At 65.8% G+C, this 15,737-nt stretch carries 23 protein-coding genes; 17 read left to right on the top strand and 6 right to left on the bottom strand.

What is annotated here, in order from left to right:
- Positions 1-30: 30 nt before the first annotated feature.
- Entirely contained in the window at positions 31-492 is a 462-nt protein-coding gene (locus ACFOYW_RS09620) for a MarR family winged helix-turn-helix transcriptional regulator (protein WP_390228711.1), read from the bottom strand.
- Between the two features lie 85 nt (positions 493-577).
- On the opposite strand from ACFOYW_RS09620, the gene ACFOYW_RS09615 reads away from it, so the two are divergent.
- The 3 genes from ACFOYW_RS09615 to ACFOYW_RS09605 all read left to right on the top strand — a co-directional run bounded on the left by ACFOYW_RS09615 (position 578) and on the right by ACFOYW_RS09605 (position 2,576).
- Positions 578-1,552: an NAD-dependent epimerase/dehydratase family protein gene (locus tag ACFOYW_RS09615; protein ID WP_390228710.1), complete on the top strand. Its 975-nt coding sequence runs from the start codon at positions 578-580 to the stop codon at positions 1,550-1,552.
- Between the two features lie 60 nt (positions 1,553-1,612).
- On the top strand, positions 1,613-2,026 hold the full coding sequence (locus ACFOYW_RS09610; protein WP_390228709.1) for a VOC family protein: 414 nt from the start codon (positions 1,613-1,615) through the stop codon (positions 2,024-2,026).
- Between the two features lie 64 nt (positions 2,027-2,090).
- Entirely contained in the window at positions 2,091-2,576 is a 486-nt protein-coding gene (locus ACFOYW_RS09605; protein ID WP_390228708.1) for a glutathione peroxidase, read from the top strand.
- A 9-nt stretch (positions 2,577-2,585) separates the two neighbouring features.
- Here the strand turns inward: ACFOYW_RS09605 and ACFOYW_RS09600 are convergent, their stop codons facing one another.
- The gene (locus ACFOYW_RS09600; protein WP_390228707.1) at positions 2,586-3,161 is read right to left on the bottom strand and encodes a peroxidase-related enzyme; all 576 of its coding nucleotides are present in this window, start codon (positions 3,159-3,161) and stop codon (positions 2,586-2,588) included.
- A gap of 186 nt (positions 3,162-3,347) precedes the next feature.
- Here ACFOYW_RS09600 and ACFOYW_RS09595 point away from each other — a divergent pair, with 186 nt between their 5' ends.
- Positions 3,348-3,947, top strand: coding sequence for an MFS transporter (locus ACFOYW_RS09595; protein ID WP_390229599.1), 600 nt, complete (start codon positions 3,348-3,350; stop codon positions 3,945-3,947).
- A gap of 9 nt (positions 3,948-3,956) precedes the next feature.
- Here ACFOYW_RS09595 and ACFOYW_RS09590 read toward each other — a convergent pair whose 3' ends face one another.
- Together ACFOYW_RS09590 and ACFOYW_RS09585 are read right to left on the bottom strand one after the other, a co-directional pair.
- Positions 3,957-4,772, bottom strand: coding sequence for an alpha/beta fold hydrolase (locus ACFOYW_RS09590; RefSeq protein WP_390228706.1), 816 nt, complete (start codon positions 4,770-4,772; stop codon positions 3,957-3,959).
- A gap of 51 nt (positions 4,773-4,823) precedes the next feature.
- Entirely contained in the window at positions 4,824-4,982 is a 159-nt protein-coding gene (locus tag ACFOYW_RS09585) for a type II toxin-antitoxin system RelE family toxin (protein WP_390228705.1), read from the bottom strand.
- Between ACFOYW_RS09585 and ACFOYW_RS09580 the strand changes: the two genes are divergently transcribed.
- The 7 genes from ACFOYW_RS09580 (at position 4,962) to ACFOYW_RS09550 (ending at position 10,922) form a co-directional block, all read left to right on the top strand.
- Entirely contained in the window at positions 4,962-5,735 is a 774-nt protein-coding gene (locus ACFOYW_RS09580) for a GntR family transcriptional regulator (RefSeq protein ID WP_390228704.1), read from the top strand. The genes ACFOYW_RS09585 and ACFOYW_RS09580 overlap by 21 nt on opposite strands.
- 92 nt (positions 5,736-5,827) lie before the next feature.
- On the top strand, positions 5,828-6,166 hold the full coding sequence (locus ACFOYW_RS09575) for a hypothetical protein (protein WP_390228703.1): 339 nt from the start codon (positions 5,828-5,830) through the stop codon (positions 6,164-6,166).
- Positions 6,167-6,229: 63 nt separating this feature from the next.
- A complete protein-coding gene (locus ACFOYW_RS09570; protein WP_390228702.1) occupies positions 6,230-7,543 on the top strand; it encodes an ABC transporter substrate-binding protein in 1,314 nt (437 codons plus the stop codon).
- A gap of 100 nt (positions 7,544-7,643) precedes the next feature.
- Positions 7,644-8,441: a sugar phosphate isomerase/epimerase family protein gene (locus ACFOYW_RS09565; RefSeq protein WP_390228701.1), complete on the top strand. Its 798-nt coding sequence runs from the start codon at positions 7,644-7,646 to the stop codon at positions 8,439-8,441.
- Complete coding sequence (locus ACFOYW_RS09560) at positions 8,438-9,313, top strand: carbohydrate ABC transporter permease (RefSeq protein ID WP_390228700.1); 876 nt, start codon at positions 8,438-8,440, stop codon at positions 9,311-9,313. The genes ACFOYW_RS09565 and ACFOYW_RS09560 overlap by 4 nt, the downstream gene beginning before the upstream one ends.
- Entirely contained in the window at positions 9,310-10,203 is an 894-nt protein-coding gene (locus tag ACFOYW_RS09555) for a carbohydrate ABC transporter permease (protein ID WP_390228699.1), read from the top strand. The genes ACFOYW_RS09560 and ACFOYW_RS09555 overlap by 4 nt, the downstream gene beginning before the upstream one ends.
- 5 nt (positions 10,204-10,208) lie before the next feature.
- The gene (locus ACFOYW_RS09550; protein ID WP_390228698.1) at positions 10,209-10,922 is read left to right on the top strand and encodes a tyrosine-protein phosphatase; all 714 of its coding nucleotides are present in this window, start codon (positions 10,209-10,211) and stop codon (positions 10,920-10,922) included.
- A 61-nt stretch (positions 10,923-10,983) separates the two neighbouring features.
- On the opposite strand, the gene ACFOYW_RS09545 is transcribed toward ACFOYW_RS09550, so the two are convergent.
- A complete protein-coding gene (locus tag ACFOYW_RS09545) occupies positions 10,984-11,187 on the bottom strand; it encodes a hypothetical protein (protein WP_390228697.1) in 204 nt (67 codons plus the stop codon).
- Positions 11,188-11,449: 262 nt separating this feature from the next.
- On the opposite strand from ACFOYW_RS09545, the gene ACFOYW_RS09540 reads away from it, so the two are divergent.
- A complete protein-coding gene (locus tag ACFOYW_RS09540) occupies positions 11,450-11,674 on the top strand; it encodes a DUF433 domain-containing protein (protein WP_390228696.1) in 225 nt (74 codons plus the stop codon).
- Between the two features lie 171 nt (positions 11,675-11,845).
- On the opposite strand, the gene ACFOYW_RS09535 is transcribed toward ACFOYW_RS09540, so the two are convergent.
- Positions 11,846-12,430 carry an AAA family ATPase gene (locus ACFOYW_RS09535; protein WP_390228695.1) on the bottom strand — a complete coding sequence of 195 codons (585 nt, stop codon included), beginning with the start codon at positions 12,428-12,430 and terminating at the stop codon, positions 11,846-11,848.
- Positions 12,431-12,637: 207 nt separating this feature from the next.
- Here ACFOYW_RS09535 and ACFOYW_RS09530 point away from each other — a divergent pair, with 207 nt between their 5' ends.
- From ACFOYW_RS09530 to ACFOYW_RS09510, 5 genes are all read left to right on the top strand, one after another.
- The gene (locus tag ACFOYW_RS09530) at positions 12,638-13,186 is read left to right on the top strand and encodes a GNAT family N-acetyltransferase (RefSeq protein ID WP_390228694.1); all 549 of its coding nucleotides are present in this window, start codon (positions 12,638-12,640) and stop codon (positions 13,184-13,186) included.
- Between the two features lie 52 nt (positions 13,187-13,238).
- Positions 13,239-13,487 carry a type II toxin-antitoxin system Phd/YefM family antitoxin gene (locus tag ACFOYW_RS09525; protein ID WP_390228693.1) on the top strand — a complete coding sequence of 83 codons (249 nt, stop codon included), beginning with the start codon at positions 13,239-13,241 and terminating at the stop codon, positions 13,485-13,487.
- Positions 13,484-13,741 carry a type II toxin-antitoxin system RelE family toxin gene (locus ACFOYW_RS09520; RefSeq protein WP_390228692.1) on the top strand — a complete coding sequence of 86 codons (258 nt, stop codon included), beginning with the start codon at positions 13,484-13,486 and terminating at the stop codon, positions 13,739-13,741. The genes ACFOYW_RS09525 and ACFOYW_RS09520 overlap by 4 nt, the downstream gene beginning before the upstream one ends.
- 152 nt (positions 13,742-13,893) lie before the next feature.
- Complete coding sequence (locus ACFOYW_RS09515; RefSeq protein WP_390228691.1) at positions 13,894-14,910, top strand: D-alanine--D-alanine ligase family protein; 1,017 nt, start codon at positions 13,894-13,896, stop codon at positions 14,908-14,910.
- A 284-nt stretch (positions 14,911-15,194) separates the two neighbouring features.
- The gene (locus ACFOYW_RS09510) at positions 15,195-15,677 is read left to right on the top strand and encodes a hypothetical protein (RefSeq protein WP_390228690.1); all 483 of its coding nucleotides are present in this window, start codon (positions 15,195-15,197) and stop codon (positions 15,675-15,677) included.
- The last annotated feature ends 60 nt before the right edge of the window (positions 15,678-15,737 follow it).

Genomic DNA, 15,737 nt, shown 5'->3' with positions numbered 1-15,737 from the left:
GACCGCCCGCCGAAGGTTGCTCGCCGGTAGCTAGACGGATGCCGTACTGAGCACGTCTCGCAGCGCCTGCCGAAGCTCGCTCGCGCGGCGTGCGCCGAGCGCGGCGACGAACTCGCGTTCTGAGGCGACCGCGACCTGCTCGGCACGGTCGAACAGCTCACGACCGGCCGGCGTGAGCTCGATCAGGTTCCGGCGACGGTCCTGCGGTGCCGGGTGTCGCGCGACGATTCCGGTGTCTTCGAGCCTGTCGAGCAGCGCCACCATCGAGGTGCGATCGACGCCGAGCACGGCGGCCACCTCCTGCTGCGAGCTCGCTTCACCGCTCGCGATGACGCGGAGCGCGCCGAGCTCGCGGCTGGTGACCTGCAGCTCGGCGAGGGCCGCGTCGGTCTGCTCCTCCGAGGCGAGGTACGCGTGCTTGAGCAGGTAGCCGAGCACGTCATCATGTCGGCGGACGGGAGGCGTCTGGCCGCCAGATTCTTCCTTTGACATGAGTCGATGGTATCCGTACGCTGATCGTCAGTAACACTGATGATCCGTCGTCCTGAAGAGGCGACAAACTGACGAAAGATGCGACATGATTCTTGTCACCGGCGGGTCCGGGTTCATCGGCTCCCACACCGTGCGCGCGCTCGCTCGACTGGGCGAGGACTGCGTGATCATTCAGCGCGGGGCGGCCGAGCCGCCCGCGCACCTCGCCGATCTGCCGGTGGTCGCCGAGCGCATCGACGTGGCCGACCTCGCCGCCCTGCGGGCGCTCGGTGCGCGGCATGAGATCACCGGCATCGTGCACCTCGCCGGCTACCCGGCACCTCGCGGGGCCGGGGCCGGTGCCGGTGCCGGGGCGGCTGCGGTCGGTGGCGGGCTTGAACTGACCGAGAGCGTGCTGCGCGGATTCCTCAACATCGTTCGCGTCGGGCAGGAGTGGGGCGTACGCCGCATCGGCGTCGCGAGCACCATCGGCGTCTATGGCGGTCTCGTGCACGACGGCCCCCTGACCGAGGAGCTGCCTGTCCTGCTCAGCGCGCCGCACGCGATTCCGCGGGTGAAGAAGATCGGCGAGCTCCTCGGCGAACAACTCGCCGAGGCGACGGGCATCGAGATCGTGAATCTCCGGATCTCGGGCACCTGGGGGCCGGTCGGCCATGAAGACCCGTTCTTCGCCGCGCCTGCCCTGATCCACGCGGCCGCCGGGCGTCGCCCGGTCGACCTGTCCGGGCTGCTTGCCACGCCGCACCTCGGCGACGGGCTCGACCTCTGCTACGTCAAGGACACCGGCCGCGCGATCGCGCTGCTCCAGACGGCCGAGCACCTGGTTCACCGCACCTACAACGTGGCCTCCGGCCGCGTTACGACCAACGCCGACGTCATCGACGCGATTCACGCCATCGAGCCGGGCATCGACCTGGAACTGGCGGAAGGCGTCTCCCGCGCCGGGAATCCGCTCGACATCGGCCGCTTGCGCGCCGACACCGGCTACGAGCCCGAATACGACACCGCCGCCGCCGTTGCCGATTACATCGCGTGGCTGCGCGCAGGCAACGCTCGCTAGGCTCGCGCCCGCCGGAGTGTCCGCGCCGGTCGCCTACCCGGCGGGGCGATTCTTGACGACATGGAGACGGCGCCCTATCTGCTCTTCGATGGCGACTGCGCGGCCGCGATGTCGTTCTACCGTGACTGCTTCGGCGGCGAGCTGACGATCACCGCACTCGCAGACACCCCGATGAAAGCCGCGTTCCCACCCGCACTGCACGATCGCATCATCAACGCGCAGCTGCAGCGGGGTGCGTTCCGGGTCTCCGCATCGGACTGGATGGCGGCGGACCTCACGCCCGCCCGCGGAAACATGTCGGCGGTGTTCGTGACGGGTCCCGCAGACGCAGACCTTTCGGAGGCGTTCGAGCGACTCAAGAGCGGCGCAAGTACGCGCCACCTGCAGGAGCTGCACGAGATGCCGTTCGGGTTGTACGGCCAGCTCTACGACCGCTTCGGCGTGCAATGGATCTTCCGCGGCGAATTCACCTGACGCAGTGAACCCCAAACGGCGCAGACTCGTGTTGTCATGAGATGGATGCCGTAAGGAGCTCACTGTGACCAATCTCGAGACCATTCCGCTCACGACACTCGATGGGCGCGACACCACGCTCGCGGAGTGGACGGGCCTGTCGAAGCTGATCGTGAACGTGGCGAGCCGGTGCGGCTTGGCGCCGCAGTACGAGAAGCTCGAGCAGCTGCAGCGCAGCTATGGCGAGCGCGGGTTCACTGTGATCGGATTCCCGAGCAACCAGTTCCTGCAGGAATACGGCAACAACGAGAAGATCGCGGAGTACTGCTCGACCACGTGGGGCGTGACGTTCCCGATCATGGATCGGATTCGAGTGAACGGGCGCCACCGGCATCCGCTCTACAAAGAGCTTGTGACCACACCCGACGCCGAAGGCAAGGCCGGCAACATCAAGTGGAACTTCGAGAAGTTCCTCGTTGCGCCTGACGGCACGGTCGCGCGCTTCCGCCCGAAGACCGAGCCCGACGACCCATCGGTCATCGCGGCGCTGGAGGCGAGCCTGCCCCGCTGACCCGCGCGGCTACAGGCCGGACGTCAGAGCGTCCGCGAGCTCGGGCGTAAGCGCGGGCGGCACATCCACCGCGACGCCGAGCGCCTGGATCGCTCGGCTGAAGTAATTGCGCGCTGCCGCGGCGAGCGCGATGTCGACGATCTCGCGATCGGTGAAGCCATGGTGGCGAAGCGCCTCGGCATCGGCATCCGTCATCGCGTACGAATCGCCGCTCACGCGCTCGGCGAAGCTCATCATCGCGACCTCGGCGTCCGTGAGGTCGGCTTCGCGGTAATCGCGGGCCACGCGCTCGAGCTGCTGGTCGTCGAAGAGCGATAGCCCGAGCGCCCGCGCGCCGTGCGCGAGCCTGCAATGCGCGGAGTGGGTGCCACGAGCGGCCGCAAGCGTCACGAGCTCGTACCTGCGCTTACCCATTCCGGGCGCGATGGCGCGGCTCAGTGACTCCCAGGCGCGGTATGCCTCGGGGTTCAGGGCCATGACGCGGGTGTGCTCAGGTATATACCCGAGGGATTCAAGGTCTTCGGCGTAGATCGCGGCGATGTCGCCGCTCGCTTCGGACGGATCGGCGGTACGCAGTATGGTCATGGCCGGCCTTTCGCACGTGCGAGATACCGCGGATCATAGTGACGGCCGCGGCTGGCCGCGAGTGTGTCGCGATAGGTCTCTGGCCGTGGTTCGGCCACTATGCGTCGTTCGGCTCATCTGCGCGCTGTGACGCAAGCGCGATGAGGCGGTTGATCAGATCAGCCGCGTTGACTCGTTGCCGGTTGGATTCTGTTCGTCGCCATGGTCTACGTGCCGCTCTACCTTCAGACCGTCCGCGGCTACAGCGCATTCCTCGCGGGGCTTTCGCTCATTCCGATGTTCCTCGGCCTCATCGTCGCCACCTCGATCGCGGGGCCGGCCATCGCCAAGAGCGGCAGGTACAAGTTCTACCCGGTGATCGCCGCGATCATCACCGGCATCGCGATGTGGTTCCTCGGATATGTCGGGGCCGGAACCAGTGTGTGGGTCGTCATGATCCCGCTCGTGTTCGTCGGCGCCGGCGCCGGCCTGTTCGTCCAGGTCGCGCTGCTCGGCGGCCAGAACGCCGCCCCGCACGAGCACCTCGGCGCGGCGACCGGCGCACTGAACTTCTTCAAGACCATGGGCGGGGCCTTCGGCACCGCGATCTTCTCCGCCGTGCTGGCGGCCGCCACTGCCGGCGCCCGGACGCAGGCGCAACTCGCGAGCGCGTATGGAGACCTGTTCAAGCTGACCGTGCCGCTCATGGCCGTGTCACTCATCCTTGCTCTGGTCATGCGGGAGAAGCCGCTGTCCACCGAGATGATCGACGTCGCCGAGGGCAAGGTCGAGGTTCCCGAGTTCTGACGGCGCGCGTTACCGCTCAGCCAGTGCCGCGACGAAGTCTGCTGCTGCGGCGCCCCACGTGCGCACCTCGGCCGACGTTTCCGCAACCCGGAACTCGGACGCCGCGATGAGCGAGTGGACCTCTGCCCCCACGCTCACCGGATGCGAGGGATCCGTGTCCCAGCTGAGCACGAGCGTCGGCGTCGTGGTTCGAGCGACGATGTCGCGGCTCGGGAAATCGGTGCGGGCGGCGCCCCGGAACACGGACGGCTGCAGCGCCTCGGGGATGTCCGGACCGAACTGCTCCACTTCCAGGTCGGCGAAGATCGGGACGGCCGGGGCGTTCTCGAGCATCGACTCGAGGTACTCCGCGCCGTTGGTCTCGACCGCCGTCGCGAATTGCTCGTAGAGACCCGCCTGCGCGGCGCGCAGCTCCCACGCTGTCGGGACCGCTGAGAGAACAAGCGCGCTGATCCGGTCCGGCCGTTTCGCGACCGCGTGCAGGGCTGTGCCGGTCCCCATCGAGGTCCCGAACACGACGATCGGCTCGTCGGGCGAGACCGCGTCCGCCAAGGCGAGCAGGTCGTCGGCCAGGCGGTCCCACAGATAGTCGTCCGGCACGGCACGCCCCGTCGAGCGGCCGTGCCCGCGAGCGTCGTAGCGGATGAATCGTCGGCCCGACTCCGTGATCGGGGTGAAATCGATGATTCCGCGTCGATCGTCGGCCGACCTGCTCGACGACAGGCCGTGGGCGTATACGATCACCGGCCCGTCCCCGGGCAGCTCCGAGTATGAGATCACCGCTCCGTCGAGCTCGAGCGTGCGCCCCTGCCATTCATCCGTCATGAATGAATCCTCACTCATCCAGTGAGCCGCTCGCCCACCGGCAGTTATGCACTAGAGATTTCGATAGACCTCCTGTCGGTGACCGACGGCCAACACGAGAATCACGAGCACGCCGTCGTGAATCTCGTAGACGATGCGGTAGTCGCCATCGAGAGGCCTGCCGATACCGGCGCGCCATGCAGGCGGCCTATGATTCGGGGCGTGCCGCAACGAGGATATGGCCGTAACTCCGTGTTTCGGACGATCGCCTCCCGGCTGCAGGATCGGATCAACGCAGGCGAGTGGATGCCGGGTCAGCGGCTGCCCACCGAGGTCGCATTGATGGCCGAGTACGGCGTTGGCCGGTTGACCTTGCGAGAGGCTCTCGCGCATCTGCGGCAGCTCGGCGTGATCGAGGTGCGCCAGGGCAGCGGTAGCTATGTCGCCGATCCGCCGGCCGTTCTGGAGATCCAGGTCGATCCGCAAGGGCAGTCGATCGACGAGGGCAGCGTGCATGCCTCGATCAAGAGCGTCGTGAACGACGTGGTCGAGCACGTGCTCGGCTGGTCGGCCGATCCGAGCGCGCTCGCCGCAGGTCATCTCGGTATGCCGCCGGAGCGGCTTGTCCGTCTCGATACCCTTGTCGGCTCGGGGGGCGACACCTTCGCCGTGAGCAGCTACTGGGTCGACGGCGCGCGCTTTCCCGACCTTGCGCAGGGTTGGATCGGCGGTGCGACGATGTCGGGGGAGCTGCGGCGGCGCTTCGGCGTTACCCTGTTCTACTCGTGGCGCGCCTTCTCGGCTGCGGCGGCAGGCGACATCGAGGTCGCGCATCTCGGCGGATACCTCGGGGCGCCTCTGATCGTTCGCGATGGGGTCAGCGTCGACCCTGATGACGTGCCCGTCTATTACGTGCGTAGGCGCATCCGCGCCGAGCGGGCGTCCTACGTCGTGCACTATCGCGGCCGTCACGCGGAACACTGAGGTTCGGTGTCCGCGACGAGCCCTGCGCGGTTCATGGAACGTTAAGGCACGGGCCCGTCGTAGATTCATCTAGATGAATCTACGATCTAGGCATGCCTCCTCGGTTCCTCCAGATCGTCTCCACCCAACCTTCCCCCGACGCAGAGCCCGAGTTCAACGACTGGTACGAGAACACTCACGTACCGGAAGTGCTCAGAATGCCCGGTTTCCTCACCGGCCAGCGGTTCAGGCTGGTCGACTCAGTCCCGCCCTTCGACGGACCGCAATACCTGGCGGTCTACGAGATCGAATCCGACGACATCGACGCCACGCTGCGCACCGTCATCGAGATGGCTCCCGGGCGGACCAAGTCTCAGTCGATCGACACCACCGTCAGCATCGTGCGCATGTACGAAGCGCTCGGACCCCAGCAGCGCCGCGCCGACAGTTAGCGGCCGAACCGCTCGCCTCCCCTCCACTGCCCCTCCTCGCGACAACCGAACAGAAAGCACACCGTGAAGAAAATCTTCAGGGCGGCGCTGCCGCTCGCCCTCATCACGGCGCTCGCCGGATGCAGCGCCACCGCAGCCACGAACTCGGAGTCGTCCGCGACACCGAGCTTCGACGCTGCTCACCCCGTCACAATCGAATTCTGGAACACCTACACGGGACCGCTCGAAACTTCGCTCCAGACGCTCGTCGGGAGCTTCGAGAAGTCCCACCCCGGCATCAAGGTGAAGCTCGTCTACGAGCCGTACGACTCCGAACTGCAGGCGCTGCAGACGGCGGTCGCCGCCAAGAAACCGCCCGCCCTCGCTCAGCTCGAGCTGACCTCGATGGCTCAGCTGGCGGCACTCGGGGCGCTCACGCCGCTCTCCGATGCAGTCGGTGCCTCGGAGGCCAAGACGCTCGGCGCCTCGATGACCCCGAGTATCGAAACGGCGAACTCCTACGACGGCACGCTTTACACCGTGCCGATGGGCTACAACTCCAACGTTCTCTACTACAACCCTTCGCTCATTCAGAAGGCAGGCATCAGCACCTCGCAGTTGCCGACGACCTGGAGTGAACTCGAAACCGACGCGGGCGCCATCACCAAGGCGACAGGTGGGTCCGTGATCGGATACGGATTCCCCGCGCAGGCTCCCTGGATCCTCGAGGTTCGCGAATGGCAGTCCGGTGGCGAGATCTTCAACGCGAAGAACACCAAGGCGACCTTCAACTCGAAGGCGTCCCTCGCGATGTTCGATAACTACAGCCAGCTGCTGAAGACCGGCGGTGCGCAGATGGTGCAGACCGACTCCTCACTCGACCAGCTCACGAGTCTGTTCGCCGCAGGGAAGGTGGCGATGTTCGAGCAGTCGTCGACGGCGTATTCCGGCATTGCGACCGCGGCCAAGTTCACGGTGGGGGTCTCCCAGTTCCCCACCATGGGCAAGAAGGTCTTCAGTCTCGGCGGCTACAACATCGGCGTGTTCAAGGGGGCCCCCAAGCGGCAGCAGCAGGCGGCCGCTGAGTTCGAGAAGTGGTGGGCGAGTCCTGACGTCTCGGCCCAGTGGACCGCCGCGTCGGGCTACATGCCCGGGATCCAGGCGGCGTGGGACACCCAGACCGTGAAGGACTGGGAGGCAGGCAACCCCAGTCGTGCCGTTGCCGCGGCACAGATCGCCGACGCCCGGTCGCGCCCGAACCTGCCGTCCTACCCGCAGATCTCGACGGACTGGGCGAACGCGTTCGAAGCGACGATGAGCGGCAAGGGATCGGCCAAGTCGAATCTGGACAGTGCCGTGAGCCAAGCGAACTCGATTCTCGCCAAATCCGCCGGCTGATTGTCGACCTGCATCCCCTCCCCGTTCCGGGTGCCGCCGTCATGGCGGCGCCCGGAACACCTCCATCTCACTGCCGAACTGCCGACCCAGAGGACCCCTCGTGCACATCACTCCCTCCGCCGCCGCCTCGATCACCAACGTCGCGCAGATGCGCGAGTCAGCGTCATTCATCCGTGCCTTCGAGCTTTCCGTCGACTTCGCCCTCGACGAGCTGCCCGACCAGCTCTTCGACGAGATCGCTGAACTGCGCTCCGACGGCGTGCGCTTCTCAGTGCACGCCCCGTTCCGAGACCTCAACATCGCTTCGCTCAACCCGGGCGCCTACGAGGCGGCGCGGGCAGACATGATGCGAGCGGTTGAGGTCGCCGATCGGATCGGTGCCGAGGTCGTGAACGTGCATCCCGGAATTCACGGCTATTTCCCGCCGCAGCACTGGCCCCGGATGAAGGAACTCGAGCGCAACGTGTACGAGGACCTCTCCGACTACGGCTCAGCGCGAGGCATCCGGATCGTTGCCGAGAACCTGATCAAGACCAACGTGCACTTTGAGGACACCTGGACCCTCGATGGGGTGATCGCCCTGCACGATGCCTGGCGCAGCGAGCTCAAGGGCGTCTGTCTCGACACCGGCCACGCGAATCAAGCCGGGCTCGACGTAGCGGCGGCCGTGCGCCGGCTGGGCCCGCGCGTCAAGCATCTGCACCTGCAGGACAACCACGGCGGCCCGATCGACGAGCATCTCCCGATCGGCGACGGACTGATCGACTGGGATTCGGTCTTCACCGCGCTCGAGGAGGTGGACTTCACCGGCTTCGCGGTGTTCGAGTTCGGTCCTGCGCCACGACAGCGCGAGGCCGTCGAGATGCTTGTTCAGCGATTCGGCGAGCGAGCGGCATGAACGCCCGCTCCCGCCGCTTCCTTCCCTTCGTCTTCCTCGCGCCGGCCCTCATCCTGCTCGGGGTGTTCGTCTTCTATCCGATCGTGCGCGCTGCGCTCACGAGCCTGACGAACTGGAACGGCATCTCCACAACGAGTGACTTCATCGGGCTGCGCAACTATGCGCAACTGCTGGTCGACCCTGAAGTGTTGCATGCAACGACAAACACGCTGCTGTATGTCGCGCTCACTCTGCCCGCGACTCTCGTGCTCGCCTTCCTCGCCGCGCTCGCGGTCGAGCGAGCGAGCATTGCGTCGACCATCCTCCGTGTGGCGTTCGCGGTGCCGTTCGTCATCAGCATCCCGGTGGTCTCGATCGTGTGGGTGTGGATCTTCGACCCGAACTTCGGCCTGCTGAACTACGCCCTGAGTCTCGTCGGGCTCGGCGGCCAGAGCCTGCTCACGCATCCGTCGACCGCGATGATCGGCATCGCCATCCCCTCGGTCTGGCGGCAGTTCGGCTACTTCATGCTGATCCTGCTCGCCGGCATGAAGAACATCGACCAGGCCTATTACGAAGCCGCACGACTCGACGGCGCCGGGCCGGCGACGCGCGCCCTGCGTCTCACCCTGCCTCTCCTCGGCCCGCAACTGTTTTTCTGTCTCGTTCTCGGCGTCATCGACGCGTTCCAGGTGTTCGCGCAGGTCGACTTGATGACGCAGGGCGGCCCCTTGGAGAGCACTGACGTGATCGTCTACGAGCTGTATCAGCAGGGCTTCAGCTATTTCCACACCGGCTACGCCTGCGCGATGGCCGTCATGCTCATGCTTGTGCTGGGGCTCGTGACCTTTGTGCAGCAGCGCTGGCTCGGCTCGAAGGTGTTCTACCAATGACCGCCACCCGCGAACTGGCGCTCGGTGTGCGCCCGGTGACGCGCGCGGCCGCCACATCGCGAGCTCGTTCCCGTGAGCGGATGCTTCGCGGAGCGTCGACCGTGCTGAAGCTGCTCGTTGCGCTCGTCATGCTGTTTCCGCTGATCTGGATGGTCCTCACCGCCCTCGAGCCGACTTCGGCGGTGGCGGCCTGGCCGCCACGGATCATTCCCTCGCACTGGGAATGGGGGAATGTACTGCAGGTTGAGAAAGCAGGGCCCTTCGCCCGCTGGTACCTGAACAGTCTCATCGTCGCGGTGGCCACGATTGCAGGAGACCTGGTGGTCGGCATTCCCGCGGCCTACGCCTTCGCGCGTATGAAGTTTCCTGGGCGAAATGCGCTCTTCCTCGTCGTTCTCGGCAGCCTCATGATTCCCGGTGAAGTGCTGCTCGTTCCGCTCTTCGTCATGCTGAGCGGCTGGGGCTGGGTTGACAGCTACCAGGCGCTGATCGTGCCATTCCTCGCGAACGCCTTCGTCATCTTCCTTCTCAAGCAGTTCTTCGAAGGCATCCCTGCCGAGCTCGAGGAGGCGGCGGTGCTCGACGGGTGCGGACCGGTCCGCATCATGTGGAACGTGGTTGTCCCGCTGTCGAGACCTGCGCTGGCGGTCGCCGCGTTCATGACCTTCATCTCCTCGTGGAACAGCTACCTGTACCCGCTGATCGTCACGCGCTCCCCGTCCATGCGCACAGTGACCGTCGGCCTCTCGCTGTTCAAGAGCGAGAACGGCACCGACTGGCCCCTGCTCATGTCCGCCGCGACACTCGTCGCGCTTCCGGCGATCATCGTGTTCCTGCTGATCGAACGCCATCTCAAGAACACGATGGCGCTGAGCGGGATGAAGGGATAACAGCCGTGAACTCTCTCGTCAACCTTCGTGACGTCGCCGCGGGCCTGCCTCAGGGCATGCTGCGCCCGGCGGTTCTGCTGCGCAGCGACGCACCTCTCTCGGATGATCTTCCGCCGGCCTGGCTCCCGGCCGGAGCGGCCTGGCCTCCTGCGACGGTCATCGACCTCCGGCATCTGCTTGAGAAGTCGGAGAGCCACCCGTTCGCGAACAGCGCGACCGTCCACGCGATCTCACTCATCGACCCGAGCGAACCGGGCCCCGGAGGTCCCAGTTCTGGCGAAGAACTCGGTGAGTTCTACGCCTCACTACTGCACTCGACCGGCGCGCAGGCGCTTGCACGCGTCGTCGGCGTCGTCGCGAACTCGTCGGGACCCACGCTGATCCACTGTCTTGCGGGCAAGGACCGCACCGGAGTTGCGATCGCCATGGTGCTACGTCTCCTCGAGATCCCCTCGGAATACGTCGAGGCCGAATATCTGAAGACCAACGAGATCTCGCCCGACCTCGCCCGCAGGTTGCGTCGGCACTACTCACGTCTCTCTCACCTCGCCCGCGAAGCGGACCTCGTCACCGTTCGCAGCGTGGCTGCCCCGCCGGAACTGATCGCGCGAGTAATTGCGCACTGGGACGCCTATCCCGGCGGCACCGCCGGCTGGTATCTCGACAACGGCGGCAGCCGCGAGGAGATTCACGAGCTCAAGCGGCGGCTCGCGCCTTAGCGTCGAGGGTCGACGTGACTGGTCACGCCGCGATGCCCGCGCGGATCGCGGGCGCCAGGCCTCATTCGCCCGAGTTCCCGTCGGACGAACCGCTCTCAACCGGCTCGTGTTCGACCACGCCGACACCGACGGCCTCGTGATCGACCTCGTCAGGCGTGTCGTCACCATCCTTCGGCTCGTCGCCGGGCTCCTTCTCGGTGCTCGGCTCCTGCAGTTCTTCGTCGGCAGGCATCTTGTCGGTGTCGGCTTCGTGTGACTCGCTCATCAAGACTCCTTCGGTCGTGAATCCAGATTCCGCGCGCGCGGTGGTTCACGCAACGGGGCTGACGTGCCGGGAAATCTGTGCAATGAGTCGCGCACGGGTGAAGCCCGCTAACTCGGCCGCAGCCGACGTGAAGTTCATTGATCACACCGGTTGACCTTGAATGTCGTGCGATTGTGCGCACGGTGTGGGCACAAGGCTGTCTGGCAGGTACGGCGTGAGCGGATTTCCGCGGGGCGTTGGTCGCGCCAGTTATCCTGCCGGCATGTCTCTGCTTGAGCGCATCGTGGTCGACCCCGACGTCGCGCATGGTCGTCCAGGCGTGCGCGGCACGCGCGTGCGTGTGAGCGACGTGCTCTCGCTCCTGGCGTCCGCGGTGCCCGAAGCGGAGATCCTCGAGGACTACCCGTATCTGACCGCAGACGACATCAAGGCGTGCTTGGAGTACGCGGCCGCGCGGGCTGATCACGCGGTCCTGATCGCCTCCTAGCGTGCGCTGCTCTCCTGGTTCATGCCGCGCTTGGGTTCTGCCGTCAAGATGGTCACCGCCGGGAACCGCTTGATCGAGCTTCACTGAGCGCCGCACCGCAGATAGATGTATCGCTTCTGGCGGCCGAAGATGCAAGGTTTCCGCGACCGGTTGCTCCGAAGGCCGTTCGACTTAGTCAGGTGCGGGCAGCAGCCCGTCGAGTTCTTCGATGAGCTTCGCCTGACTCTCGGGCTGCTCTGACGGGAATTCGAGGACCGGTCCGATGAGGTTGAGCGTTTCGGCCCGCGTGTCTTTCAAAGAGGAGCGGAACTCCTCGCTCGCGTCAGCATCGCGGTGACCGGGATGTCTCGTGCCATCGCTCGCACGACGACGGTATCGCCTCAGAAGCTCAGCGGCCGGGGCGGTGCAATGAACCTGCACTGCCACGAATCCGTATCTCCTCTGCCAGTCCTGGAACTTCGCGTTCTCGAACTCCGCGCTGTAGGCAGCATCGACAACGAACGGCAGGCCGGTGCGCAACTGGAGATCGATGACGTGGTCCAGAAGCGCGAACGAGGCCTGCCCGAGCTTCACTGACCAGGCGCGGTCACCGACGCCAAGGGAATCGAACAGGACTTCCTTCAGCCCATCCTTTGACACCAGAGGCAAGCTCCAACGCCGGGCGACCTCGGCACTGACGGTCGACTTACCCGACGCAGGGCGTCCGACTACCAGCACCACGTACAGGGTTCCTGGCGCAAGTCGCTCGACGGACATATCCACGTTCTAACAGACTCACTGCTCGCCGAACTAGCACGCGGAAGCCGAAGCTACAACCCGATCGGTCAAAGGGCGTCGCCAGCCCCGGCGTCAATCCACTCGTGCTGAGAAATTGGTGTACCTCTTTCCTCGTGAGCTCGTATGTCAGAGCCGACAGCGGTGGGGTCGTGGGGCTTTGCGTGGGTTTCGCGTAGCGTCGACGGCGTGTTGCCTGTCGAAACTGCCCGGCTGACTCTGTCGCGTCCTGAAGACGCGGATGCCGAGGAATTGTTCGTCATCGGCAGCGATCCGCGAGTCTGGCGTCACTTTCCCAGCGGCCGGCACGCTGACATCGCCCAGACGCGTGCCGTCATGTCCCGGTGGCTCGAGAGTTGGATTCAGGTCGGGCTCGGCGCGTGGGTCGTGCGCCCGCTCGGTTCGTCACGCGTGATCGGATACGGGGGCTGCACTCTGATGGCCGGCGGCACGATCTGGAATCTCGGCTACCGGCTCGCCGCTGACGAACACGGGCAGGGCTACGCGACCGAAATAGCTCAGGAAGCCGTGCGCCACGCTGCGCTGGTACTGCCCGACCTCCCGATCGTGGCCTACCTGCTTGAGCACAACATCGCCTCCGCGCGCGTCGCCGTGAAACTCGGCTTCGATCTCGCGTACCGCGGCCGCGATGCGGATAACCCGGACCCGAGTGCGATCCGCCTGGTGTACTCAAACCGTGCGCTCACTGACGCCGAGCTTGGAGTGGTGTTGCGCTGAGCAGACGTATTGCAAGATGTACATCCAATAATGTGGGATGTACAATTGACCGATGTCCCACGTCAGCGTCGCAGACGCGCGCAGCCACCTGTCCGACGTCATCGATCGCTCGCAGAGTGAGGCCGTGTTCATCGAACGTCGGGGGCGGCGTGCGGCCGTCCTCATCAGCCCCGAGCAGTACGAGCGGATGCTTGACGCCCTCGAGGACTCCGAGGACATCTCCGCGTTTGATGAGGCGATGGCTGAGGAAGGTCCCAACATTCCGTGGGCCCAGGTGAAGGCCGACCTGGGCTGGGCGTGAGCTATCAGATCGAACTGCGTCCCGCCGCGGTTCGGGCGCTGAAGCGGATCGACCACCGTGACCGCGGCCGGATTCGCGGAGCGATCTCGCTCTTGGGCGAGGACCCGCGGCCGCCCGGAGCAAGAGCGCTCAAGGGGCGCCCAGCCCTCAGAGTCAGGGTTGGGGACTACCGCATCATCTACACCGTCCACGACGACGTCCTCATCGTCACGGTGATCGCGCTCCGTCATCGTCGCGATGTTTACGACCGGTGATCGACCACGAGCTGATCGTTCGAGATGCCGGCGCGGTCGTGGAGCTTGCATCGATGCACCGCCCCGATCGTGTTGCGACCACCGCACGAACCCACGGAGCCTTCAGCGGGCGAGGTGGCCGTTGCTGTCCTGCGGGCGCATAGGGTCGTCTCGTGCGGATTTCGGTCTTGTTCGGCGGCGAGAGCGAAGAGCGGGACGTTTCGATCGCGAGTGCCGCTGAAATCATCCCCGCCCTGCGCTCCCGCGGCTACGAGGTGCTTGCGGTTGACACCGCGCATGGCGCTCTGGATACGGCTGAAGAGCAACGAGTGCTACGCGGCGGCGTCGGGATCGAGCCGCCATCCGGGGCCCACCTCCAAGCGATGCGGCAAGGTGGCAGTTCGTTGCGGCTGCCCACAGCTGTCGGGTCGACCGATCTCGTCTTCATCGCCTTGCATGGCGGTTCGGGGGAGGACGGTAGGCTTCAGGCTCTCCTTGACCTCGCCGGGATTCCCTTTACGGGGTCCGGGTCGCTCGGCAGCAGCCTCGCGATGGACAAGGACATCAGTAAGACCCTGCTGCGGGCCGGCGGCGTGCTCACTCCCGATTGGGTGATCGCCCCATTCCCGAGTGACGACGCATCCTTCGCGCGTGCGGTTGGTGACCGGCTCGGCTACCCCGTGGTGGTGAAGCCGACTGCGCAAGGATCGACGGTTGGTCTGTCTATCGCACGAGACCGGGAGAGCCTGTTTCCGGCGATCGCCAAGGCTCGCTCGTTCGGACCCGTCATGGTCGAGCGATTCGTCCGTGGTCGCGAGCTGACCGTGGGGATATTGGACGGGCAGCCGCTCGCCGTGGGCGAGATCGTGATCCCGCCTGACGAGGCGTTCTCCTATGAGGACAAGTATCAAGCCGGCGCGGTGCGTGAGCAGTTCCCAGCTGAGGTGCCCGCCGCGGTGGCTGAAGCCGCACGTAGCGCAGCGGTAGCTGCTCATGAGCTTCTCCGGCTGGACGGGTACAGCCGCTCAGACTTCCGGCTCGACGACGACGGACGCCTCTGGATCATCGAGACAAACAGCCTGCCAGGCATGACCGCAACCAGTCTCCTTCCGAAGTCGGCAGCGGCGTTCGGCATCGACTACGCCGAGCTGTGCGATCGCATCTGCCGCCTCGCACTTCGACAACGCTGAGAGCTCGCAAACGACGGCGATAGCCGATCGCTGTGCGCACGCGACGGTGCGGGCGACAACCACGCCTGAGAGGGCACGGGATGGAAGCGGACGACATCCGGGCGGAGTCGTCTCGGATGCAGGGATCGCGGCCCCGTAGCCCGTAGCTGAGATCACCGGCGATGTCGCCACGCCCCACTTGTGCGTCCATCTCCGTGATCGCGTCAAATCGCTCGATCTCGACGGAATCAGAGCCCTCGTCCTGTCACAGGACCGTGTCGCCGCGCCGAATCGTTGCGCGCGGTGTGGAGCAGGATCCGATGGGTCGCGTTCGACAGTTCCAGATGGTGCTTGATGAGCTCGCGAGCGCCTGGGTGCTGGATCGCCAAGGGGGCGGCGACCGAGCGTCGTACAGCGACCGTGTCCTCCGCAATGTCGACGGTGAGATTGAGACGGAGTTCCGCAGCAGCACGGCGTCCGCCCAGCCGGTTTGCATGGCGATGCCGGAGCTCTTCCCGCAATGGGGTCCCAGTGAACGCGGCGGGAGTTTCTTTCCCATGCTGGTGCAGCGCGTCGGTGGTCACTCGATCTTGGTGACGTTCCAGCATGAGGCTGACCCCGCCTATCGCACGACGATGGTGGTCGACGAGCGCGACGGCATCGCGCGGCGGCGGTACGGACGCAGTGAGGCAATCATCGTCACGGATGTCCGCGTGATGGAGGACGAGCAGACTCCAGGGCGTCCGCGTTTCAGCAGGCCCCTCGGGCCGATCCCCGCCGACTACTGATCAGCGCCTACACCACGCCTGCCTGCCGGCGAGGGCGCCGTCCTAGACGGTGCTGTTGGC

Origin of the sequence: Gryllotalpicola reticulitermitis (assembly GCF_042651345.1) — a bacterium.
Taxonomy (GTDB): Bacteria; Actinomycetota; Actinomycetes; order Actinomycetales; family Microbacteriaceae; genus Gryllotalpicola; species Gryllotalpicola reticulitermitis.
The sequence above is the reverse complement of the archived record's forward strand: the minus strand, read 5'-3'. Positions and strand labels throughout refer to the sequence as shown.